Here is a 22285-nt window from a genome sequence, read left to right as displayed (position 1 = left end):
ACCTGGGCCCTAGCAGCAGGGGCAAGGGTAACTTAACTACCCAAAGCCCCTGCGAGGGAATAGGCTAGAAAAGTATGCCGTTAAAGTGGCTAGACCCCTCCTGAAAGGCGAACCCGTGGCAAGCACCTACCGTACCGAAGCTGGCGCACCCATCACCAACGAACTTGTGGCAGAAATCCGTCAGGATTTTCCGATCCTTGACCAGCAGGTCAATGGCCACCAGCTCACCTACCTCGATTCCGGCGCCACCAGCCAAAACCCTTTGCAGGTGCTTGACGCTGAACGCGCCTACTACCTGGGGGCTAACTCCGCTGTCCACCGCGGGGCCCATACCCTGGCAGTTGAAGCTACCGACGCCTTTGAGGATGCCCGCCGGACGGTGGCCACCTTCATCGGGGCAGCCGAAAACGAACTGGTGTGGACCTCCAACGCCACCGAGGCCCTCAACCTGCTCACCTACTCCTTTGCCAATGCCTCAGCAGGTATCGGCGGGGAAGCTGCAGCCCCCTTCGCCCTGGGCGAGGGCGACGAAATTGTGACCACCGAGCAGGAACACCACGCCAACATCATCCCCTGGCAGATCCTGGCCGCCCGCACCGGCGCCACCTTGCGCCATATCCCCGTCACCGACCAGGGCCTCATCGACTACGATGCCGCCGAAAAAATCGTCACCGACCGCACCCGCGTCCTGGCCTTTACCCATGTTTCTAACGTGGCTGGCTCTATCACCGACGTTGACTTCATGGTGGCCCTGGCCCGGAAGGTAGGGGCCTTGACCGTCCTGGACGCCTGCCAGTCCGTACCTCACATGCCCGTTGACGTCAAAGCCCTCGGTGTTGATTTTGCCTCCATGAGCGGCCACAAGATGCTGGCCCCCACCGGTATCGGCGCCCTCTACGGCCGCGCCGAGCTGCTCGAAGCCATGCCCCCCTTCCTCACCGGCGGATCCATGATTACCAAGGTCACCATGACCGAAGCCGAGTGGATGCCTGCCCCCATCAAGTTCGAGGCCGGCACCCAGCGTGTCTCCCAGGCCGTTGCCTGGGCCGAAGCCGTGCGCTACCTGCAGCACCTGGGCATGGATCGGGTCCACGCCTGGGAAGCCAAGCTGGGGGCCCTTTTGGCTGAAGGCGTCTCTTCCCTGCCTGGCGTCCGCCTCATCGGCCCTGAAGTAGGATCCCCCCGCGCCGGCCTGGCCTCCATCCACCTCGACGGCGTCCACCCCCACGACGTCGGCCAGCTCCTCGATACCCAGGGCATTGCCGTCCGCGTCGGCCACCACTGCGCCCAGCCCCTCCACCGGGCCCTGGGCATTACCGCCTCAACCCGCGCCTCAGCCTACATCTACAACACCACCGACGACGTAGAGCGCTACATCGAAGAACTGGCCAAGGTACGCCCCTACTTCGGCTACACCGACTAAACCACGAAAGAAGAGAAGACATGAGCGGACTCGAACAGCTCTACCAGCAGATCATCCTCGAACACTCCAAGCAGCGCTCCGGCGAGGGCCTGCTGGACCCGGCAGCAGGCGCCCGGGCTGCCACCAACCACCAGTACAACCCCACCTGCGGCGACGAAATCAACCTGCGGGTGGCCCTCAAGGCCGACGAAGACGTCATCGACTCCATTTCCTGGGAAGGTGACGGCTGCTCTATCTCCATGGCAGCTGCCTCCGTCCTGTCAGATATGGCACCGGGCATGACCGTCGACGAATTCCAGAGCCTGGTGGATGACTTCCGCGAAATGCTGCGTTCCCGCGGCCAGGTAGAACCTGACGAAGAGGTCCTGGGCGATGCAGCTGCCTTCGCAGGGGTCTCCAAGTTCGTTGCCCGCGTCAAATGCGCCATGCTGGGCTGGGTCGCAGCCGAAGAAGCCACCAAGGAAGCCAAGGGCTAAACCAGCCTAAGCCAGGCCACAGGGGCCCTTGCCCTACCGTCTCGGGTAGGGCAAGGGCCCTCACCGTGGGCGGGAGCTGCAGGGGAGTGAACATCACGTTTGAACCTACCTGAGACTTTCGCTGCCGTGGCATAAGGTTAATACCTGAATCTTTGCTCGAACCTCGCACTTTCGGGCAGCCACCGGCTCCTACTCCGGACAATCACTGCACTAACTCTTAGGGGAATACACCATGAACATTGGCTACGCTGCTGGTGCCTTCGACCTCTTCCATGTCGGCCACCTCAACATCTTGCGTGAAGCGAAGAAGAACTGCGACTACCTCATTGCAGGGGTCGTCTCAGATGAAATGCTGGAACTGACAAAGGGCCGCAAGCCCATTGTGCCCCTGGCCGAGCGCATGGAGATTGTCTCCCACATCGACTTTGTGGACGAAGTCCGCGCCGAAACCGTTGTCGATAAACTCGAAACCTGGGAGCAGGTCAAGTTCAACACCTTCTTCAAGGGCGACGACTGGAAAGGCACCCCCCGCGGTATCGACCTGGAAAAGCGTTTCGCTGAGGTGGGTGTGCAGGTAGTCTACTTCCCTTACACCGCCCACACCTCTTCAACCAAGCTCCGGGCAGCCCTCGAAGCCCTTAACACCCCCGCCAGCTAAGGCAGAGGCACCGGGCCGGGCTGGCCCGTCCGGCCCCTTTCTTAAACACGAAGGCGCCCCCTCCCAGCCGGGAGGGGGCGCCTTCTCTTCGCAATCACGGGGAAGGGGTAAGCCTTAGTAGTTGGCCTTGATATACTCTTCAGCACCTGCACCCAGGGCTGAGAAGACGCGGCCAATCTGGGGCTCAGCTGCTGCGGCGATCTTCTTGCCGATCAGGGGGATAGAGCACTTGACCTCACCGTCGACCTTGACCTGGGTGGTGTCACCGGCGGCGGTCAGGGTCTGAACAGCCTTGCCGGTCACGGGGATACCCTTGACGGAGACCTCAGAGGTAATGGTGCGGGAACCGTCTGCTGCAGGGGCAGAGACCTGGTCAACCTGGTTGAGGGTGATACCACCGGCAACACCGGGGATCTTCTTGGCAACGTCGGGAATTCGGTCGGCAGGGACGGTCCGGACGGAGGTTGCAGTGTAGGCGCCTGCGGGGTCGCCGGTTAGCTGGAAGGACTCCAGGGAGACGCGGATCTTTTCGCTGGCGAAGCGGGCGAAGTTTTCGTCGGCGAAGGCGCGGGCGACGTTCTCAACGCTGGCGTTGATGGTGGTGGTGCTCTGAACAGCCATGCTTGTTCTCTCTTTCAGGGGGTTGTCAATTCACTTTATTCTATGGGGTCTGCACGGGTTTCGGTGCCTTTGAGGCCCGGCTCACCTGTGAGCAAAACAAGTCGGCGCTAGCGCAGGCCCTTGATAATCTGCAGCAGGCGGCGGACAGGGCGGAAGCGGTCGGCTCCTGCTTGCTGGGCAAGCACTGGCTCTAGGGCGGCGGTAAGACGGTTGGCGGCGGCATCTGAGGCCGGTACTCTCTCGGTGCCGCGGACGGAGGCCGGGTCAGCCAGGGCTGCGTCTAACTTGGCGGCCAGGTCTTCGGCGCTGGTGACAAGGATAGCTTCACCGTGCTCCTGCATGACGCGGGAGAACTCTACCTGGTGGTCGTCCACAACCTCTCCCAGGGAGGCGCGGCGGGGGACAGCCAGGGGGATGAGGCCCACCTCGCGGGCGTCCAGAATGGAGCCGGGCCCACCCTGGACGAGCACCACCTTGGCGGCGCGGTAGATTTCAAGCAGGTCAGCGCGGGGCATCCGGTTGACTGCCTCACCGTGCTGAGGGGCGGTGGTGAAACCGTGCTGGACCAGAGCCTTGACCTCGGAGTGGGCTGCCAGGTACTGGTCAACCCAGCCGATGAGGCGGTCAAAGGGGTGGTGGTCGGTGCCCAGGGAAACAACGAGGTCGTAGTGTTCTACAGTCATGGTGGGTTCGTCCTAAAGAATATGGCCGATGTTGACGGCCTCGGGGAAAGCCTTCTTCTGCTCTTCCCACTGCACGATGAAAAGGTCTGAGAGGGGGTAGCACATGCGGCCGCTCATGGTGGGCATCGTGACGCGGTCATAGGGTTCGATGAAGACCGTTTTGATGCCGAGGAGTTTGGCAATGATGAAGAAGGGGACGGCGACGGCGGCGCCTGATGAGACGACGACGTCGGGCTTCTCGGTCCGCAGGACCTTCCAGGCAACCCCTACGTTTTTGATGGCGTTGGGGATGTTGCGGGTGGTGGGGAAGTGGACCCAGTGGGTGCGCTCCCCGGCCAGGGCGGCTTTGACTTCGGGAAGTTCGAAGGTGGCCCAGGCCCGGTCGTGGTCCTTCCAGAAGGCTTCCAGGGCGGTGAGCTGGGCCAGGTGGCCGCCAGCGCTTGCGGTGAGAACGAGTTTCATGGTCTCTAGCTCCTTGGGTGGGGCGGTGCCAGGTTGTGCTGATTCCGCCCCTGTGGTGCCCGGCTGAGCGGGCAGGTGACGTTACTTCTGGGCAGCGGCTGCCTTGGCCTTGGGGGCCGGCTTGTCTTTCTGGACGGCGGGGGCTGCGGGGGATTCGAAGAAGACGGGGATGACCTTGGTGGATGAGCTGGGGGAAAGTTCAGCGAAGACCCGCTTGGTGCTCTTGACGGTGCTCTTGGCGGTGAAGGGCAGCAGCAGGTACTTGGTGTTGTCTGAGGCGACCTGGGTCTTGGCCAGGGAGGCTGAGGCGGGGGTGTCAAAGATGACGGGGGCGTTGGCCTTGGTGTAGTCCTTGATGTTCTCGACAGGCATGGAGTTGAAGGAGGCCGGGTCCAGGACGGTCAGCTTGGAGTTGACCAGGGCGCCCTGCAGGAGGGTGGTGAGGGAGGCTGCTGCGCGGGGGGTGGGGGAGTAGATGGTGAGGCCCCGGATACCGGCTGCGGTGAGGTTGCCGTCTGCTGCACCGAGGCGGCGGATGAGCTGGTTTGCGGATTCTTCTTCGTTGCCGCGGGCGATGACGGCTACTTCGGAGTTTGAGATTTCAGACAGGCGGGCTGCGTAGCCGAGGTTGTGGGTGGTCCGGTCAACGACGTAGGCGGCGAAGATACCGATGAGGAGGCCAGCGGCTGCCCCGATGAAGAGGGTCTGGAAGATGCTGAAGGATGTTGCAGACTTGGGGGCTGAGGCTTCGGTGATGATGGTGCCGACGTCGGTGTTGCTGGCAAAGAGGCTGAGAATGGCTTCGTTGACGAGGCCCTGGTCCATGCCGGCTGAGGCGGTGGAGATGTTGGCCCGGGTTTCTTCACGGGCCGCAAGGATCGTCTGCTTGCGGTGGTCCAGGTAGGCGGTTGCAATGGCGTTGGCAGCTTCAGCTGAGCGCTCAGCATTGGTGGTTGTCACCGTGACATCCAAGATAGTGGAGTTGGAGTGACCGGCTACCTTGGTGCTGGCCTTGAGGTCTGAGTAGTCGACGCCGAGTTGGTCAGCAGCTGCCTGAATGACGACGCGGGAGCCTGCGATAGATTCTTCGGTGTCCATGTCGATGACGTTGGTAGCTGCACGCAGGTTGGCACCTGAGGCGGGCATGGAGACGTTGACGACGGCCTTCGCCTCGTAGGCGTTGGGTGAGATCAGGCCGAAGACAGCGCCGATGACGGCGAAGATGAGGACAGAGACCAGGACGACGAACTTCTGGCGGAGGATACGGCGGGCTGCGGTGCCGAGGGTGACCGGGGTGGTCTGCTGGTCGTTGGTGCGTGCGCGGGTTGTGCGCTCCATGGTGTTCCTTCCCAAAGGGGTTTGTATCTAGCGCTTGGCTAGTCGAGTGATTGCGGTGAAGAGGGGGTCGAACCCGGTGGGGGTTCTAAATCTGTAGAGCAGGGCCGTGTAGAGGGGAAGCGCGATTCCTGCGTAGAGGGCGAGACTTCCCAAGCCCTGGCCGAGGGTTACGAGGGCGATAGTCCCTGCAAGGGCCGGGGTGGCTGCTGCGATAGCCAGGATAGGGGCAAGTTCGGCAGCAGTGGGCTTGATACCCAGTTTGGTGTAGACCTGGTAGCTGGCCAGTAGGCAGTCGGTGAGGACGGCGGCGGCCCAAGCGGTTGCTGCCCCTGCTAGGCCCCAGAGGGGGATGAGGGTCAGGTTGAGGATTACTGCCACGGCCAGGGCTGAGAGCTTGTTGTAGAGCTGCCAGCGGGCCCGTCCGCTCATCAGAAGAATACTCTGGACCCCGCCTGCTGCCATCTGGAGCAGCATGGCGGTGCAGATGATCCAGAAGAGGGGGGCGCCTTCGGTAAAGGCCGGCCCGAAGAAGCTAAGGAGGGTGGGGCCAAAGAGGGCTAGGGTGATGAAGAAGGGCCAGCCGATACCGATCAACAGGCGGGTGGCTCCAACAAAGATAGTGCGGGCCCGGTCGGTATCGCCGGTGGCGATAGCCGCTGAAATATCGGGGCCGGTGACGATCCGGGCGGTGTGTTCTACCATGACGCCCACACGGACGCAGCGGTTGACAGCCCCGTAGATACCGGAGGCTGCCGGGCCCAAGAAAAGCCCGATCAGCAGCACGTCAATCCATTCCAAGACGGCCTCAACCATGGCAGAAACGCCACGGGCTGAGGAGAAGCACCAGAAGGAGCGGGCGGTCTCGGGGGCAGCGACGGCCGGGGCGGGGGCTGAACCGAGATGCTTAGCCGGGTAGCTGGGGACATCAACGGGTTCAGGCAGGTACTTGCGGACCCACAGCAGGGCCACCAGGAAGATCAGCAGCAGGGGGAGGGACCAGGCCAGGGCCAGGTAGAGGACCGCCCCCGAGTAGGCAACTGCAACCAGCACAGCCACAATGCGAATTGTGGGTAGCAGGGCACTTTGCAAGAAGGTGAACTCAATCGTGTGTCCAAGACCCCGCAGGGCCCCAAAAGCCAGGGTCATCCAGGTTGAGATGAGCAGGAAGGGGGCGGCCGCATAGATAGCTGATCTCACGTCCTGGCCCAGGTTAGGGGCGGTTGCTGCAAAGATGAGGGCAGCTACAACCAAGAGCACCGACAGGGCAGTGGCGGGCACCAGGGCAAAGCGGAGGAGGCGGGGGAGAAGGGAGTTGCGTCCAACCGCCTTCTGGGCACTCATCGTCCGCACCAAGCCCGTATCTGCCCCAAAGACGCTGAGGGAGGTGCCGATTGCGAAGAGCGCCATGATTTGGAAGAAGGTACCGGCCCCCTCTTCCCCTACCCCGTTGGAGACAATCAGGGTAGCGGCAAAGGCAGCGGCAGCCCCGTACATGACGTAGAGGGAGGAGAAGGCTCCGCTCTTAAGCAGGGAGCGGGCCACTAGAGGCCCTCCCCGTACATTCGAGAACGCATCATCAGGGCTACACAGAGCATCAGGACGGTCAGCTGGATCACGTCAAAGGAATAGAAAACCAGCATCGAAATGGCCGCAACAATAACGGAGTGAACCCACATACCGGTTACGGAGGCGACATTCCAGGTGTTAACCAGAACCGAAATGACGTAGATGAGGAAGAGGGCTAAACCGACAAAGCCGAAGCAGAACATGAGGGCCCAGACCTGGCCCTGAGTACCCAGGGAAACGCCGATACTGTCAGCCATCATGGAGGTACCGTACCCCACCAAGGGGGAATCCAGAGTGTACTGGAAGGTGAGATCATAGAGGGAGGCTCGGCCACCGGTGGAGTCTGAGTATTCCTGACGGCCCAAGATCGCAGCCACAGCACCGGAGGCAATCATATAGGTCACGGCGATAACGAAGGTGCCCAGGCCAATGAAGAGGGCCTTCCAGTTGCCCTTCAAGAGCAGGCGGAAGAGGACGTAGGCAAAAGAAGCGCCCAGACCAATGAACATGCCACGGTTTGAGGTGGCAACGGCCGGGTAGAGGGAAACAACCACGGCCAGGCCCAAAGCAAGCTGGATCTTCTTGGAGTGAACACCGGTGATTACTGAGAAAACCACGGGCGTCAGCAGGGAATAGGCAAGACCCCAAGAGTTCGCATAGGGGAAGGGGGCAGAAGGCCGAACGTAGGGTTCCTCAACACCCCAGGGCGCCTGGACCTCCGCCATGGGAGGCAGGACGTAGTCCCTCACCAGCTCATTACCTGTGAGGGAGCCGGGTAGGATGAAGGCCATGGGGGTGGGCAGACGGAAGTCTGGAATAGCCAGGGCAACGTAGCCCAGGATGACAACGGTGAACCAGATGGTCAAAAGGCCGCCGAGCATGATGTGGTTGGGCACGCGCTCGCGGGCGTTGAAGAAGTAGAGGGTGTAGATACCGACGTTGAAGATATTCATGTAGCGCTGGAACCAGCCCATGAACTCGCCGAAGTTTGAGATGGAGACCAGGCAGATGATGCCCCAGAACATGAGGGCGAACCAGACCCACATGGTGGAGTGGACCAGTACCCTGCGGCGCATGACCATGAGGACGATCATGGCAAAGGCTAGCAGGGTGGGGGCAAACTGCATGAGCCCGAGGGCCCAGACGACGGGGAAGCCGTAGAGCAGGATGAGGATTGGCCAGGCCGGTAGAGGGGCGCCAACGGTGGGGGCAACTGCGACGCTGAAGCGGTTGCCCTTCTGGGTGGGGATCAGGGTTTCTGCCATGGGTTTAGAGGCCTCGGCCGGTCTTATTGACGGCAGCCAGGAGGGCTGAGGGGCTGACGATTCCCAGGGCTACCGGCAGGGCTGCCCAGGCACGGAGCTGGGTGGGGTCCCGGCGCAGGGTGGAGCGGACGTAGGCCAGGGCCAGTTTCTTGTTGCCGAGGGCTGCGTGGATGAAGGCGATCTGGCCGGAGATACGGGCCAGGCCCTTGGGATCGGTTTCGAACTCGGGGAACTTCTGGAGCATGTAGGTCAGGCCCGCTGCCATGTTCTCCCATTTGCCGGCGAAGAAGGAGGGGCGGTCCCAGAGAATGAGGACGAGGGGCTGGGGCACGGAGCGGACGTCACCGAACTTGGTGGCCCGAAGGAGCAGGTCGTAGTCCTCCCCGTAGGCTGCGGGCAGGTCTTCATCGACCAGGCCGATTCGGCCGGTGAGGTCGCTCTTTCGGTAAAGCATGGCCGAGGGGTGGATTTCGGTGATGCGGGAGCGTAAAAAGTCGGTGAAGGTTGCCGTTTCGGGGGCCAGACGGTCGATGTCCTTGCCGCCGGAGCGGACCCGGATACCGGAGGAGATAGCAATAGCGTCGGGGTGGGCTGCCCAGAGGGCCAGCTGGTCTTCGAGTTTGGTGGGGAGCCAGTAGTCGTCGTCATCGCAGAAGCCGAGAATGTCACCTGAGGCTGCGGTGATGCCGGTGTTGCGGCCTCCTGCCAGGCCCTGGGGGCGTTCATTGGTGAGGGTGCGCAGGCTCCTGCCGGCAGGGACCTCCAGGTCAGAGAGGGGGTCGATGTCAACGTGGTCGAAGACCACCAGCACTTCAACGTCGCCGGTGTAGGTTTGGTCGAAGATGGAGGTGACGGCGGTGCGGAGGAGCTCGGGGCGCTTACCGTTGGTTGCGATGATAACGGATACTGACTGCATTAGGCACCTGCCGGGGTGGAGAGGGTGACGAACTTACGACGCATGGAGAGCAGGACGGTGGCTGCGTTGGTGGCAAAGAGCAGGCCGTAGACAAGGACGAAGCCGATTCCGGTGCCCCAGAAGATAAAGATCCAGCAGAAGGTGCCAGCGTCCATGTGCAGGTTGACGAAGGACCGCAGGGTGCCACCGGAGGAGGGGGCTGCGGTGCCGCGGTTCTTGCGCAGCTGCTCGGCCAGGATTTGGCTCATAAAGTGGCCGGTGATGATGACGGTGAAGGCAATCGGCAGCCACCACAGAGCCCAGCCGGTGACGGGGAAGGCTTCGGGGGCCTTGATGAAACCGATCAGAATAGCAAGGTGCTGGGCGGGGGTGCGCATGGCATCGACGACGTGGTCGAGCCATTCACCGGCGGGGGAGGAGGCCCCGGTGACGCGGGCGACCTGGCCGTCCGCAGAGTCAAGGGCGTAGCCCAGGGCAAAAAGGAGGGCAACGCCCAAGCCCAGCAGCAAAGAGGGCGGGAAGGCCACCAGGAGCACCATGCCGATGACGGAGACGGTTGCTGACAGGGCGGTGACGCCATTGGGGCCGATACCGAACTTGACGGCTGCGGCGGCAAATACACGGGCAATTCGGCGGTTGACCCAGCGGGTGTAGGCAGGTACGCCGTCACCGGGTTTTTGGGCTGCATTGAGCTGGGCAAGAGTCTGGCGGAAGCCAGGGCGAGTAGTGCGTGTAGTCAAACCTACGAATCCCCTAAAGTGTCATGCGAATGGGTGCCAGGGCGCGGTTGAGCGGGTTCTCTGGCAGGTGCTTGGGTGCGATGGGCCGTCAAAGGGCTAGAGACTATTTTATGCGAAACTGCTTTTGGCGAACAGGTTTCGGCTCCCTGTTCTGACTATGACCTTGACTAAGTACCCCCGGCGCTGGTGGGGGATAAAAAGCCGGTGGCCCCGACGATAATTCGTCGGGGCCACCGGGTGTTTCGCACGGGTGGGGACCTATCGGGTCTTGAGGGTTGCCTCGAGATCGAAGGTGGTGGGAGCGCCACGCTCTGCTGAGTGGACCTCAACGGCGATGACGTTCGTGCCCTGCTGCAGCTCGCTAGCCGGTACCGTGATGGTAATCGGAGTTGCGCGGGCCTGGGTGAAATCTACCTTAGCCAGGGCAGGGGTGTTGGGGTAGGCGTCCGCGGCCAGGTTGGAGCGGTGGACTTCCTTACCGTTGACGTAGACCGCCAGGCCGTCGTCAGCGTAGGTGGTCAGGACGAGCTCCTGGTTAGCTGCCGGGGTCAGCTCAAGTTCCTTGCGGAAGAAGGCTGACATGGGCTGGCTGGTGATGGGGAACTGGACGCGGGTGTTCACGCCTGGTTCGCCCCAGCCGAAGGAGGTCTTGGCGTCGAACCAGCGGGCGGTGTTGTAGGCGTAGTCGGTGTCGCGCCAGGTGGTGTCGAACTGGTTGGTGAGGGTGAAGGCGGTGCGCCAGGTGTCACCGGAGGTGATGACCTGCTGGTCGGTGGCAGCTGCTGCTTCTACCTCTTCAACGGGGGCAACGGGGGTCTCGTTGTCCTGGACGGCAGGGCCACCAGCTTCATTGGTTGCCTCTTCGATGGGCTTGATGTCATCTTCGCCCAGTTCTTCTTCGACAACCTCAGGAGCCTCTTCTACAGCGGGTGCTTCAGTGGTGGGCTGGGCTGAGGGGGTCTCCTGCTCGGGGGCAACCTTGGCGGCTACAGCGGCCGGGGTGGTGGCTGAGATGTTGCCGTTGGTATCAGCGACGCGCACGAAGTAGCGGGCGTCCTCGCTGGCAGGCAGGGTGATCTCAGTAGAAGCGGTGGAGGCGACAACGCGGTTGTTCCGCAAGATCTGGTAGGTGACGCCGCGTTCGGTGACACCGGTCCAGGTCAGCTTGTCCTCGGTGCCGTCGGTGGTGACGGCCAGGTTGGAGGCGGTTGCGGGGGCTACTGAATCGCGGGGGGCGAAGCGGGCAAAGCCAACGGTTGACTGGACGCCGTTGTAGCCCAGGGACTTGGTGATGTCACCGCCGGCCCAGAAGGTGCCGGTGGAGTCAACGAACATGCCCCAGACGCCGTGGCCGCGGGCACCGCGGAGGTTGGGGGCGAACTCGGAGATGGTTTCGCCGGTGTTGGCGTCGATAGCGAAGGCCAGGCGGATGGTGTCAACGCTGTAGTAGCCTGCGTCGGTCCAGGGGGTGCCTGAGTTTTCAGAGCCGTTGAGGACGTAGTCACCACAGTGGCAGGCTGCGTACAGGACGTCACCGCTCAGGTGCAGGTCCTGGAAGTCGCCGCCTTCACGGGTGATAGAGGAGGCAAGGCGGGTGGAGACGTTGCTCTTGTTGTACTGGGCTACCATGTGCTCAGCACCGCCAGCCCAGATGGTGCCGTTGCCCGGATCGATGATGTCGAACTGGAAGCCGTCAGAGACACGGCGGTTGGCGTCGCGGTAGGCCAGGCGCCAGGTCCAGTCCTGGGCGAGCTTGCCGTCGGTGGTGTTGAGGTAGGCCAGCTTCCAGGCTGCCTTGTTCTCAGTTGCGGTGGTGAAGTAACCGGCAATGCCGATACCTTCAGCGCTGGGGGCAACACCGTTGACGGTGCCGTTGGTGATGGGGCGCCAGGTCCAGTCAACGGAGCCGTTGGCAATGCGGAAGCGGGCTACGTTCTTGGAGTAGGCGTAGACGTTGGAGGTCTTGCCCTTGACGTGGGTGAAGGAGCCGCCGATGTAGACGTAGTCGCCGTGGACGACGATGGTCTTGACGAAGGGAACGCCACCTGCGTTGCGGTTGACGATATCCCAGCCCAGGGAGGTGTCGGTTTCACCGGTAACGGGGTTGAGGACGACAAAGCCGTTGGCGGGCTGGCCGTTGACCTCAGTGAATTCGCCGCCAACACCCAGCAGGCCGCCGGGCAGTTCAGCCAGGGCCTTGATCTGGCCGTTGATCTTAGGCATGAAGGAGCGGACGAGCTCACCTGAGTTGACGTCGTAGCCGGCCAGGAACTGCTGTTCAACCTTTTCACCGGTCTGGGCGTTTTCAACCCAGGCGAAGTCGCCGCCGGTGAAGACGGTGTTGCCAACCTGGGCGAAGGCCTGGACGAAGGTGTTCAGCTCGCCGGTCTTGCCGGTTGCGGTCCGGTCAGAGGTGCGCCAGGTGACGCGGGATGAGTAGTTGGCAGGCAGGGCACGCTGGGTAGTACCTTCAAGACCTGAATCAGCGATATCGGTCAGGTTCAGGTCAGCCTGGGTGATCTGGGGACGCATGAAAACCTGGGTGAAGGGGATTGCGTTGCCCAAACCGGTGGTGTTGGACCAGATGTAGGACTCAGGGGAGTTCTGGCCGGTCACCGCTGCACCGTAGGAGAAACCAAGCTTCCAGGCCTGGTCCTTACGGCCGGCAAAAATCATGGTGTTGGTGCCGTTGTTGAAGTTGGCAATGCGGTGAACAGCTGAAGCGTAGGAGGCGTCAGCGCCCTGGGAGGGGGCATTGTCAAAGGTGAAGTTAGTCCAGGGGTGGTAGACAGCCAGGGCCCAGGACCAGTCTTCGAGCTTGGAGCGGGTGGCATAGACGTTCTGCCATTCGGTGCCAGCGTTGTTGGCGGCACGACGGAAGAGCAGGCCACCGGGCAGGTCCTTGACCTGGGTGTCGCCCATGAGGGCGTCAATGGTCTTGGAGGGGAGCTGGACGGGGTTGAAAGCGTCGGTACCGTCGGGGTTGGAGGCCAATTCAGCCGGGTTGCCACGACCAACGTAGTCTTCGCTCCAGCCTTCACGGCCGCGGCCGATCATGACCCAGCCGCCACCGTTGGTTTCCTGGTCGCAGTAGAACTGGGCGGGGGCGTCCATCTCGGGGGTCCAGAGCCAGTAAGAACCTGACTTGGATTCGGGGTCGTTCTGCTTAATCTCCCAGCAGGAGGCAGCTGCGGTGGTCTCGGTCAGGCCGTTGGCAACGTAATCGTCGCTTGCAATAGCGCCGGGAATAACTGATACACCAACGCCGAGGGCAACAGCGCCTACAGCAATCTTGGTGAAAAGTGAGGGCTTCTTGAAATTCATGGATTCTTTAGCAATCTGCGTTGTTGGGGAAGTCATGGGAGGCAATCTTCCATGAACCGCCCTCTTCTACAAGGGTGAAAATATTGAGGGAGCGGGCTGGCTGGTTGGTGGTGAGCACATTCCCTGCGCCGTCCTCAACCGTGACCTCAGATGCGTCCAGGCATACTTCCAGGAACTTAGCCTTCTGGCCCTCGTAGGTTCCTTCGCTCATCTTGGGGGTGCCTACTACCTTGGGCTTACCGCTGGTGGTCCAACCGTTCAGGCTGTATTCCAGGGCCGCATTGACGTACTGGTCAAAGGCGGAGCCGGTAGTGGACTCCTTGAGCTTGGTTTCTACCTCATCGGGGAGGTAGTCGCTGGGGTTGGCAACGCTCTGCTCACCTTCGAGGGTGTCGGCGTTACCCTCCAGCAGGGCCGCTTCAGGCTGGGGCTGGACGGAGGAGAGGACGTCCTGGACCTGGCCGAGCAGGTTTTCGGTCGTCTTGACTTCTTCGGCATCCACGGCAATCTCCTCAGCGTTAGCCAGAGCCTCAGCAGCCTGGCCATTTTCTGTAAGATCGGCCGGAGCCTGCTCCCCTTCAGCAGTAGCTTCAGTCTCGGTGCTGGCTGCCTGATCTGACGGTGCTGATTCCTGGCTTGCTGCAGAGCTCTCATCCCCGCTAGCTGCGGCAGATTCGGCGCTGCTAGAAGCTGAGGCGGTAGCTGAGCTACTGGAGGCAGAAGCTGATTCCTCTGCCGTCTGAGCAGAAAGGTCAGCGGGACCGCCACAGGCGGAGAGGGCCAGAACAGATAGAACACCCAGGGCTAGCCAGCGCTTGGGGGGCGCAATAGTGCTAGCCGCAGGCGCAATAATCCCACGAAAATTCATGATGTCCCTAAAAAATTATGGAGTGCGAAACAGGTGCCTGCTCAGGCAGGCTGTGATTTTTCTCCGTGACCCGAGGTGGGGACCGGTGCGATGAAGTCCGCCACTGGGCTTTCAGACAGGAGCCTGAAACAAAGATAAATCTTTCACCATTCTACCCTAGTTTCACTTCTGCACCATCCCCAGATGTGAGCCTCAAACAGGGCGAACTGGTCACATTTATCGGCGTGTCGCCCCTTGTCTGGCCGTCCTGGGCCAATTGACCAGGAGCCAGAGGGGCTTGACCCCCACTGTGAGATACTGGAGGCTGGCTATTTGACTTGCGACCACGGCAGAAAGAACCCCATGGCACTGACCGGACTCACCCAGGCTCTCACCCGCGAAACCACCTTCGCCAACATCATGCGTCAGGCTCAGGCAGCCCCGGCAGCCCGTACCGACGAACTTGTGATCGGTACCCCGGACGGGGCCCGTCCCTTCATCCTGGCCGGCCTCGCCGGGCACCTGCCCTCGGGGGAGGCAGGGGAGGGAGCTCCGCTCGTCCTTGCTATCACCGCCACCGACCGGGAAGCCGAAGACACTGTAGCTGCCCTCGGGGCCCTGATGGAGCCTACCCAGGTAGCCCTCTTCCCGGCCTGGGAGACCCTGCCCCACGAGCGGCTATCCCCGCGTAGCGACACCGTCGGGGCCCGCCTGGCGGTACTCCGCTCCCTGGCAGGGCAGGACGGGGCCGCCCCCCGCGTCCTGGTGGCCCCCGTCCGCGCGGTCCTGCAACCGCTGGTGGCCGGACTAGAAACCATGCAGCCGGTAACCTTCACCGTCGGGGCTGAACTGGACTTCGACCAAACGGTCAAAGACCTGGCCGCAGCGGCCTATAACCGCGTTGATCTGGTGTCAAAGCGCGGCGAGTTCGCCGTCCGCGGCGGAATCCTTGACGTTTTTTCCCCCACCGCCAGCCACCCGGCCCGCATCGAATTCTTTGGGGACGAGGTCGAATCTATCCGCTGGTTCTCCGTCGCCGATCAACGAACCCTCCCCAACGCTGAGCACCCCCAGCAGCTGATCGCCCTGCCCTGCCGGGAACTCCTCATCACCCCCGCCGTCATGAGCAAGGCCGCCCGCCTCAAAAAGGACTACCCGGGGGCTGCGGCCATGCTCGAAAAAATTGCCGGGGGCATCTACGTTGAGGGCATGGAATCCCTGATTCCCCTGCTCATCGACGACATGGTCACCCTCCTTGACCACCTGCCGGCAGGGTCCCTTCCCGTCCTGTTCGAACCCGAGAAAGTCCGCACCCGGGCCACCGACCTGGTGGCCACCAACCAGGAATTCCTGCTAGCTGCCTGGGACTCCGTCACCGACTCTTCCGATGCCCCCATCGACCTGGGAAATGCCGGAGCTGACGGCTTCTCAGCCGGATCCTTCCGCACCCTGGCAGCCATGCGGGAGGACGCCCTGGCCCGCGGCTTTGGCTGGTGGGCCACCACAGCCCTGGGAGTAGATGACACCATCGATGACGGCACCGACTCCCTTACCCTTGCCGCCCGGGCCCCCCACACCTATGCGGGCAACGTCCCCGAACTGCTTGAAGAGGTGGGCAAGAAAGTCAAGGAGGGCTGGCGCATCACCGTCGTTACTGACGGCCCCGGCCCGCTCACCCGCCTGCTCGACCTCTTCCAGGAAGCAGAGATCCCGGCCGCCCGCGTTGACTCCCTCACCCAAAAACCCGAACCCGGAATCCTAGAGCTCACCACCGCCTCCATGGGGCGCGGCTTCATGATGGATGATGAAAAACTGGGCCTGCTGACCGAAGCGGATATTCTCGGCCGCACCAGCCCCTACGCCACCCGAGATTTACGAAGTGGCAAAATGCCGGTACGCCGCCGAAAGAACGCCGTTGACCCTATGAGCCTGACCGCAGGCGATTACGTCGTCCACGAACAGCACGGTATCGGCCAATTCGTCGAGCTCATCCAGCGGCCCATTGCCGGGGCCACCGTGCAACCGGGCCAACCCAAACCCATGAAGGAATACCTGGTCCTGGAATATGCCCCCTCCAAGCGGGGCGGCCCTAAAGACAGACTCTTTGTGCCCTCAGACCAACTAGACCAGGTCTCCAACTATGTGGGCGGCGACGCCCCGGTGCTCTCAAAAATGGGGGGCTCCGACTGGGCTAAGACCAAGTCCAAGGCCCGCAAGGCCGTCAAAGAAATCGCCGCTGACCTCATCAAACTCTACTCAGCCCGCCAGGCCACCCGGGGTCACGCCTTCGGCCCCGACACCCCCTGGCAGCGGGAACTCGAAGAGGCCTTCCCCTACAACGAAACCCCCGACCAGCTCCTTGCCATCAACGAGGTCAAGGCCGACATGGAACGCGAAATCCCCATGGACCGCCTCATCTCCGGCGATGTGGGCTACGGCAAAACAGAAATCGCCGTGCGGGCTGCCTTCAAGGCGGTCCAGGACGGCAAACAGGTGGCCGTCCTCGTCCCCACCACCCTGCTCGCCCAGCAGCACTACGAAACCTTCACCGAGCGCTTCTCGGGTTTCCCCGTCTCTATCAAGGTGCTCTCCCGCTTCCAAAAGGCCAAGGAATCAGCCGAGATTGCCGAGGGCATTAAGAACGGGTCGGTAGACGTAGTGGTGGGCACCCACCGGATTCTCTCTGAGTCGGTGGACTGGAAGGACCTGGGCCTGGTGATCATCGATGAGGAACAGCGCTTCGGCGTGGAGCACAAGGAAAAACTCAAGACCATGCGCACCAACGTGGATGTGCTGGCCATGAGTGCAACCCCTATTCCGCGAACCCTGGAGATGTCTCTGACCGGTATCCGGGAGACGTCCACCCTGGCCACCCCGCCCGAGGAGCGCCACCCCGTCCTCACCTTCGTCGGTCCCCGCACCGATAAGCAAATCACCGCCGCTATCCGCCGCGAGCTCATGCGAGAGGGTCAGGTCTTTGTGGTGCATAACCGGGTATCCAGTATTGATGAGGCCGCCAATGAGATCCAGAAGCTGGTTCCCGAGGCCCGCATTGCCGTAGCCCACGGCCGCATGAGTGAGTCCCGCTTAGAAAAAATTATTGTTGACTTCTGGGAACGCAAGTTCGATGTGCTGGTTTCGACCACCATTGTTGAAACCGGCCTGGATATCTCCAACGCCAACACCTTGATCGTAGACCAGGCCCAGAACTACGGCCTGTCTCAGCTTCACCAGTTGCGCGGACGCGTGGGGCGCGGCCGGGAGCGGGCCTACGCCTACTTCCTCTACCCGCCCGAGAAAATGCTGACCGAGGTAGCCCACGAGCGCCTCAAAGCGGTGGCAACCCATAATGAGCTGGGGGCCGGTATGCGCCTGGCTATGAAAGACCTTGAAATCCGAGGTGCCGGTAACTTACTGGGCGGTGAGCAGTCCGGCCATATCGCCGGGGTTGGTTTTGACCTCTACCTGCGCCTCGTGGGGGAGGCTGTGGCTAACTTTGCCCGGGGTGAGCAGGAAGAGGCACCCGCTGAGATTAAGGTGGACCTGCCGGTCAATGCCCACATGCCGCATGACTATGTGAGTTCTGAACGTCTACGACTGTCGGCCTACCGGCAGATTGCCCAGGCCCAGACGGCTGAAGATTTGGCTGAGGCCCGTGAAGAACTGATAGACCGGTACGGCACCCCACCTGCCCCGGTGGACAACCTTTTCAAGATTGCTGCCCTGCGCCAGCGGGCCCGGGCTATGGGATTGACGGAGATTGTGGCGATGGGCCCCAAGGTGCGTTTCTTCCCGGTCAATGATTTGCCTGATTCCCGGCAGATGCGACTAGAGCGCATGTATCCCGGTGCCCAGTACCGGCAGATTCCGGGGACGGAGAACTGGCAGATTCTGGTGCCCCGTCCTAAGACGGCGGCGGTGGGCGGTAAGGATCTGGTAGATGAGGCTATGGTGGAGTGGACCGAGCAATTCATCCACGCTATCTTCGAGGCCGGTGTCGCCGCTTCCTAGGGCAAAGGTACCACCTAAATGAGAAAAACCCACCTGGTTCGTGGGTTTTTCTCATTTAGATGGTACCTACCGGTAGGAGGGGACAAAAAAGGAGGTGGCCCACCCGCTACAGGTGAGCCACCCCCTACGCCCACAGGGCTTACTTGAGGAAGAGGTCCTCGCCGCCGCTGTGGACCTTCTCATTGGTCTTGGAGGGAAGGAACCAGAGGGGGATGATGAAGGTGACGCCGTAGAGCAGAACTGCTACGGTCCACCACATCCAGCCGCCCTCGGGGTACATGCCCAGGGCGTAGAAGCAGGCCAGCAGCAGGGCCATGCAGAAGGCGGTCAGGGCAATGTTTGAACCCAGCTCCTTGGTGCCTGAGTACTGGGGGGTGCCGTTACGCTCGGGGGCGCCGTTGGCTGATGAGTGTGAAGACATGGTGAAGTCCTTCTTCGTGTGTGTACTTTATTACCCAGTATAAGCTGACAGGCTGGTGAGAACCCAGCATGTCAGCAAAATGACCGGTAGTTTCAGGCTCTAGTAGCCGCCCTCAGCTGCCTGGCCTGCCCCGATGATCTCAATCCCCTTGGAGGCCCCGATGCGGGTTGCACCGGCTTCAATCATGGCCAGGGCGTCTTCGCGGGTGCGGACGCCACCGGAGGCCTTGACGCCGAGCTCGGGGCCGACGGTGGCACGCATCAGGGCGATGTCTTCAACGGTGGCACCGGAGGCCGAGTAGCCGGTGGAGGTTTTGACGAAGTCAGCACCAGCTTCGACAGAGGCCTGGCAGGCCAGAACCTTCTGCTCGTCGGTCAGCTCGGAGGTTTCGATGATGACCTTGAGGGTTGCGCCCCCGGCGTGGCAGGCCTCAGCGACAGCCTTGATGTCAGCGACCAGGGCCTCCTTCTTGTGGGCGCGGGCGTCGGCGATGTTGATGACCATATCAACTTCCTTGGCCCCGGCGGCAACGGCGGTTGCGGCTTCAAAAGCCTTGACCTCGGTGGTGGAAGCGCCGAAGGGGAAGCCAACGACAACGCAGGGCACAGCGGTGGAGCCTGCGAGTTCTTCGGCGAGGACGGGGGCCCAGACGGGGTTGGCGCAGACGGAGGCAAAGCCGTGTTCGCGGGCTTCGGCGCAGAGACGGCGGACGTCTTCCTCGGAGGCCGAGGGGGCCAGGATAGTGTGGTCGATCATGGCGGCCAGCTGGGCGGTGGTGAGTTCTACAGTCACTGTTTTCTCCTGTGAATCCTGTGGGATAGTGAATCTGGGGTAGGGGGGCCTAAAGACCCAGGGCAGCTGTCATGTCTGCCTTGAGCAGGGCGAGCTTGGTGGCAGCAGCAGCGCGGGCTTCGTCGACGGTGCCGGTGACGGGCATGACGACTTCCAGGTAGCACTTGAGCTTGGGCTCGGTGCCGGAGGGGCGGACGATGACGCGGGTTTGGTCTTCGGTGTAGTAGCGCATGCCGTCGGTGGGGGGAAGGTCAGCGGTGCCTTCGGTCAGGTCTTCAACGACGGTGACGGTAGATTCTGCCAGCTCGGTCGGGGCAGAAGCGCGCAGGCGCTTCATCATGGCGGGGATTTCAGCGAGGTCTGAGACGCGCACGGAGAGCTGGTCGGTGGCGTAGACGCCGTGCTCAGCGGCGATGTCGTCCAGCAGGGCAGGCAGGGAGGAGCCAGCCTCCTTGAGTTCGGCGGCGTAGTCGGCCATGACCAGGGCCGCTGAGATGCCGTCCTTATCCCGGACCTGGGCGTGATCGACGCAGTAGCCCAGGGCTTCTTCGTACCCGAAGGTGAGGTTATCGACGCGGGCAATCCACTTGAAGCCGGTGAGGGTTTCAAGGTGCTTGACGCCTGCGGCGCGGGCGATCGCCCCGGCCAGGCGGGAGGAGACAATGGAGTTGGCGAAGGTGGCTTCAGCGGGGTCCTTCACGGAGGCCAGGACGCGGGTAGCCAGGATTGCCCCGGCTTCGTCGCCGCGCAGCATGGCCCAGGAGCCGTTTCGCTTGACGGCAAAGGCAGCGCGGTCGGCGTCCGGATCGTTGGCGATAATCAGGTCAGCGTCAATCTTTTCCGCCAGGGCCATTGCCAAATCGAGGGCACCGGGCTCTTCGGGGTTGGGGAAGGCGACGGTGGAGAAGAGCGGGTCGGGGTCGGCCTGCTCAGGAACCAGGGTGACATCGGTGAAGCCAGCCTGACGCAGGACGGTCTCGGCGGTCTTGCCGCCGACCCCGTGCATGGGGGTCAGGACGATCTTGAGGTCGCGGGGCTTCTTCTCTACCAGGGGAAGGACGCGGGCAATGTAGTCGGTTGCGACGCTCTCGGGCAGGACCTCCCAGCCCTCCTCGGCCAGAACGGGGGTATCTACCGCTGCGATAGCCGCTGCGATGTCGCCGTCGTAGGGGGGAATGATCTGGGCGCCGCGGGCACCGGGGTCGACAGCTGCCCCACCCAGGTAGACCTTGTAGCCGTTGTCGTTGGGCGGGTTGTGGGAGGCTGTCACCATGACGCCGATTTCAGCTTCGTATTCGCGGGTTGCCCAGGCGGTGACGGGGGTCGGTAAGGCTGAGGGCATGAGCTGGACGGAGATACCGGCTGCGGTGAAGATAGCTGCGGTATCGAGGGCGAAAACATCGGAGTTCTTGCGGGCATCGAAACCGACCACCGCTGAAATTTTATCCCAGCCCTCAGCAGCAGCCCGGGCGGTGGCGTAATTGGCCAGGCCCTGGGCGGCCCGCTGGACGACAACACGGTTCATCCGCATGGGGCCAGCCCCCAGTTCTGCCCGCAGGCCGGCGGTCCCGAACTGCAGGGTGCCTGAGAAGCGGTCAGCCAGGTCAGCTGCGGCAGCGTCATCGCCGCCCTCAGCTGCGGCAATGATGCCTTCGAGCTGGGCCTTAGTCTCAGCATCGGGGTCAAGCGTGGCCCAGGCGCGGGCCTCTTCGAGAAGGTGGGGGGTAAGAGTCATGATGGTTTCCTTAGCGAACAGAACGTTGGTTGGCGAGTGATGAATGAAGGGGGGGGCACAGGACGCCCCGCCCCGGCCTACCCTAGCCGGGGCGGGGACGTCCGCCCAAGCCTTCTTAGAGGGCGGCGATGATATCGGCCAACAGGCGGGAGATGCGGGGGCCAGCGGCCTGGCCTGCCTCAATGACCTCAGCGTGGGAGAGCGGGGTTTCTTGAATACCGGCGGCCAGGTTGGTCACCAGGGAGATACCGAAGACCTCCAGGCCAGCGGCCCGGGCCGCAATAGCCTCCAGGGCGGTGGACATACCCACCAGGTCAGCACCCAGGATCCCGGCCATCTTGACCTCAGCGGGAGTCTCATAGTGGGGGCCGGGGAACTGGGCGTAGACACCCTCCTGCAAGGAGGGGTCAATACCGCGGGCGATCTCGCGGATTCGCGGGGAGTAGAGGTCGGTCAAATCGACGAAGTGGGCCCCCACCAGCGGGGAGGTCGCCGTCAGATTAATATGGTCAGAAATCAGAACCGGCTCACCGGCTGAGTAAGCGGGGTTCAGGCCGCCACAGCCATTGGTCAGAATCATGGTCTGGGCACCGGCAGCCGCTGCGGTACGCACGCCGTGAACCACAGCGTCCACGCCCCGCTGCTCGTAGTAGTGGGTGCGGGAGCCCAACACCAGGGCCCGCTTGCCGCTCTCGGTCAGAATCGAGGTCAGGGTGCCGGGGTGGCCAGCTACCGCAGCCTTATGGAAACCGGGAACCTCATCAGCCGAGAGCACATGGGTGGTCTCACCGATCAGGGAGGCAGCCTCACCCCAACCAGAACCGAGGGTCAGGGCAATATCGTGCGTTTCAACGCCGGTCTTCTCAGCAATGAACTCCGCAGCCTGACGGGCCAGGGTCAGGGCAGGGTAGGCGGGATCAGCGGTTGAGACAGCGGTAATGTTTGAGTCAGTCATAGTACCTCTACCGTACCAAACTGACCCTTGACTACATAGCGCAACCTGGTAG

General features: G+C 62.4%; 18 protein-coding genes. 4 read left to right on the top strand and 14 right to left on the bottom strand.

The features are described from left to right. The first annotated feature begins 115 nt into the window (after window positions 1-115). From ACMXX3_RS04425 to ACMXX3_RS04415, 3 genes are all read left to right on the top strand, one after another. Window positions 116-1423: a SufS family cysteine desulfurase gene (locus ACMXX3_RS04425; RefSeq protein WP_421083543.1), complete on the top strand. Its 1308-nt coding sequence runs from the start codon at window positions 116-118 to the stop codon at window positions 1421-1423. Between the two features lie 20 nt (window positions 1424-1443). Further along, window positions 1444-1899, top strand: a complete 456-nt coding sequence (gene sufU / locus ACMXX3_RS04420; protein ID WP_421083542.1) for a Fe-S cluster assembly sulfur transfer protein SufU — start codon at window positions 1444-1446, stop codon at window positions 1897-1899. A gap of 232 nt (window positions 1900-2131) precedes the next feature. Continuing rightward, window positions 2132-2557 (top strand): adenylyltransferase/cytidyltransferase family protein, encoded by a 426-nt coding sequence (locus ACMXX3_RS04415; protein ID WP_421083541.1) that lies wholly within the window; start codon window positions 2132-2134, stop codon window positions 2555-2557. Between the two features lie 114 nt (window positions 2558-2671). Here ACMXX3_RS04415 and ACMXX3_RS04410 read toward each other — a convergent pair whose 3' ends face one another. The 10 genes from ACMXX3_RS04410 to ACMXX3_RS04365 all read right to left on the bottom strand — a co-directional run bounded on the left by ACMXX3_RS04410 (window position 2672) and on the right by ACMXX3_RS04365 (window position 14340). After that, window positions 2672-3178 carry a DUF2505 domain-containing protein gene (locus ACMXX3_RS04410; RefSeq protein ID WP_421083540.1) on the bottom strand — a complete coding sequence of 169 codons (507 nt, stop codon included), beginning with the start codon at window positions 3176-3178 and terminating at the stop codon, window positions 2672-2674. Window positions 3179-3285: 107 nt separating this feature from the next. Then, a complete protein-coding gene (locus ACMXX3_RS04405; RefSeq protein WP_421083539.1) occupies window positions 3286-3861 on the bottom strand; it encodes a glycosyltransferase in 576 nt (191 codons plus the stop codon). A 12-nt stretch (window positions 3862-3873) separates the two neighbouring features. Further along, the gene (gene pssD / locus ACMXX3_RS04400) at window positions 3874-4323 is read right to left on the bottom strand and encodes a PssD/Cps14F family polysaccharide biosynthesis glycosyltransferase (RefSeq protein ID WP_421083538.1); all 450 of its coding nucleotides are present in this window, start codon (window positions 4321-4323) and stop codon (window positions 3874-3876) included. Between the two features lie 81 nt (window positions 4324-4404). After that, window positions 4405-5661 (bottom strand): Wzz/FepE/Etk N-terminal domain-containing protein, encoded by a 1257-nt coding sequence (locus ACMXX3_RS04395; protein ID WP_421083537.1) that lies wholly within the window; start codon window positions 5659-5661, stop codon window positions 4405-4407. 27 nt (window positions 5662-5688) lie between these two features. Then, window positions 5689-7203, bottom strand: coding sequence for a lipopolysaccharide biosynthesis protein (locus ACMXX3_RS04390; RefSeq protein ID WP_421083536.1), 1515 nt, complete (start codon window positions 7201-7203; stop codon window positions 5689-5691). Next, window positions 7203-8492, bottom strand: a complete 1290-nt coding sequence (locus ACMXX3_RS04385) for an O-antigen ligase domain-containing protein (protein WP_421083535.1) — start codon at window positions 8490-8492, stop codon at window positions 7203-7205. The genes ACMXX3_RS04390 and ACMXX3_RS04385 overlap by 1 nt, the downstream gene beginning before the upstream one ends. 4 nt (window positions 8493-8496) lie before the next feature. Continuing rightward, window positions 8497-9408 (bottom strand): glycosyltransferase family 2 protein, encoded by a 912-nt coding sequence (locus tag ACMXX3_RS04380; RefSeq protein WP_421083534.1) that lies wholly within the window; start codon window positions 9406-9408, stop codon window positions 8497-8499. Further along, window positions 9408-10148, bottom strand: coding sequence for a CDP-alcohol phosphatidyltransferase family protein (locus tag ACMXX3_RS04375; RefSeq protein ID WP_421083533.1), 741 nt, complete (start codon window positions 10146-10148; stop codon window positions 9408-9410). The genes ACMXX3_RS04380 and ACMXX3_RS04375 overlap by 1 nt, the downstream gene beginning before the upstream one ends. Before the next feature lie 258 nt (window positions 10149-10406). Next, entirely contained in the window at window positions 10407-13508 is a 3102-nt protein-coding gene (locus ACMXX3_RS04370) for a fibrinogen-like YCDxxxxGGGW domain-containing protein (protein WP_421083532.1), read from the bottom strand. Continuing rightward, window positions 13480-14340, bottom strand: a complete 861-nt coding sequence (locus tag ACMXX3_RS04365) for a hypothetical protein (RefSeq protein ID WP_421083531.1) — start codon at window positions 14338-14340, stop codon at window positions 13480-13482. The genes ACMXX3_RS04370 and ACMXX3_RS04365 overlap by 29 nt, the downstream gene beginning before the upstream one ends. A 342-nt stretch (window positions 14341-14682) precedes the next feature. On the opposite strand from ACMXX3_RS04365, the gene mfd reads away from it, so the two are divergent. Then, window positions 14683-18330 carry a transcription-repair coupling factor gene (gene mfd, locus ACMXX3_RS04360; RefSeq protein ID WP_421083530.1) on the top strand — a complete coding sequence of 1216 codons (3648 nt, stop codon included), beginning with the start codon at window positions 14683-14685 and terminating at the stop codon, window positions 18328-18330. A gap of 139 nt (window positions 18331-18469) precedes the next feature. Here the strand turns inward: mfd and ACMXX3_RS04355 are convergent, their stop codons facing one another. The 4 genes from ACMXX3_RS04355 to ACMXX3_RS04340 all read right to left on the bottom strand — a co-directional run bounded on the left by ACMXX3_RS04355 (window position 18470) and on the right by ACMXX3_RS04340 (window position 22233). Further along, window positions 18470-18751: a hypothetical protein gene (locus ACMXX3_RS04355; protein ID WP_421083529.1), complete on the bottom strand. Its 282-nt coding sequence runs from the start codon at window positions 18749-18751 to the stop codon at window positions 18470-18472. A 99-nt stretch (window positions 18752-18850) separates the two neighbouring features. Further along, window positions 18851-19543: a deoxyribose-phosphate aldolase gene (gene deoC, locus ACMXX3_RS04350; protein WP_421083528.1), complete on the bottom strand. Its 693-nt coding sequence runs from the start codon at window positions 19541-19543 to the stop codon at window positions 18851-18853. Window positions 19544-19592: 49 nt separating this feature from the next. Then, window positions 19593-21278: a phospho-sugar mutase gene (locus ACMXX3_RS04345; protein ID WP_421083527.1), complete on the bottom strand. Its 1686-nt coding sequence runs from the start codon at window positions 21276-21278 to the stop codon at window positions 19593-19595. Window positions 21279-21393: 115 nt separating this feature from the next. Further along, window positions 21394-22233 carry a purine-nucleoside phosphorylase gene (locus ACMXX3_RS04340; protein WP_421083526.1) on the bottom strand — a complete coding sequence of 280 codons (840 nt, stop codon included), beginning with the start codon at window positions 22231-22233 and terminating at the stop codon, window positions 21394-21396. Window positions 22234-22285: the final 52 nt, after the last annotated feature.

Origin of the sequence: Rothia nasimurium, from assembly GCF_049068285.1 — a bacterium.
Classification (GTDB): Bacteria; Actinomycetota; Actinomycetes; order Actinomycetales; family Micrococcaceae; genus Rothia; species Rothia nasimurium_I.
This window is presented reverse-complemented; position numbering and strand designations above follow the sequence as displayed.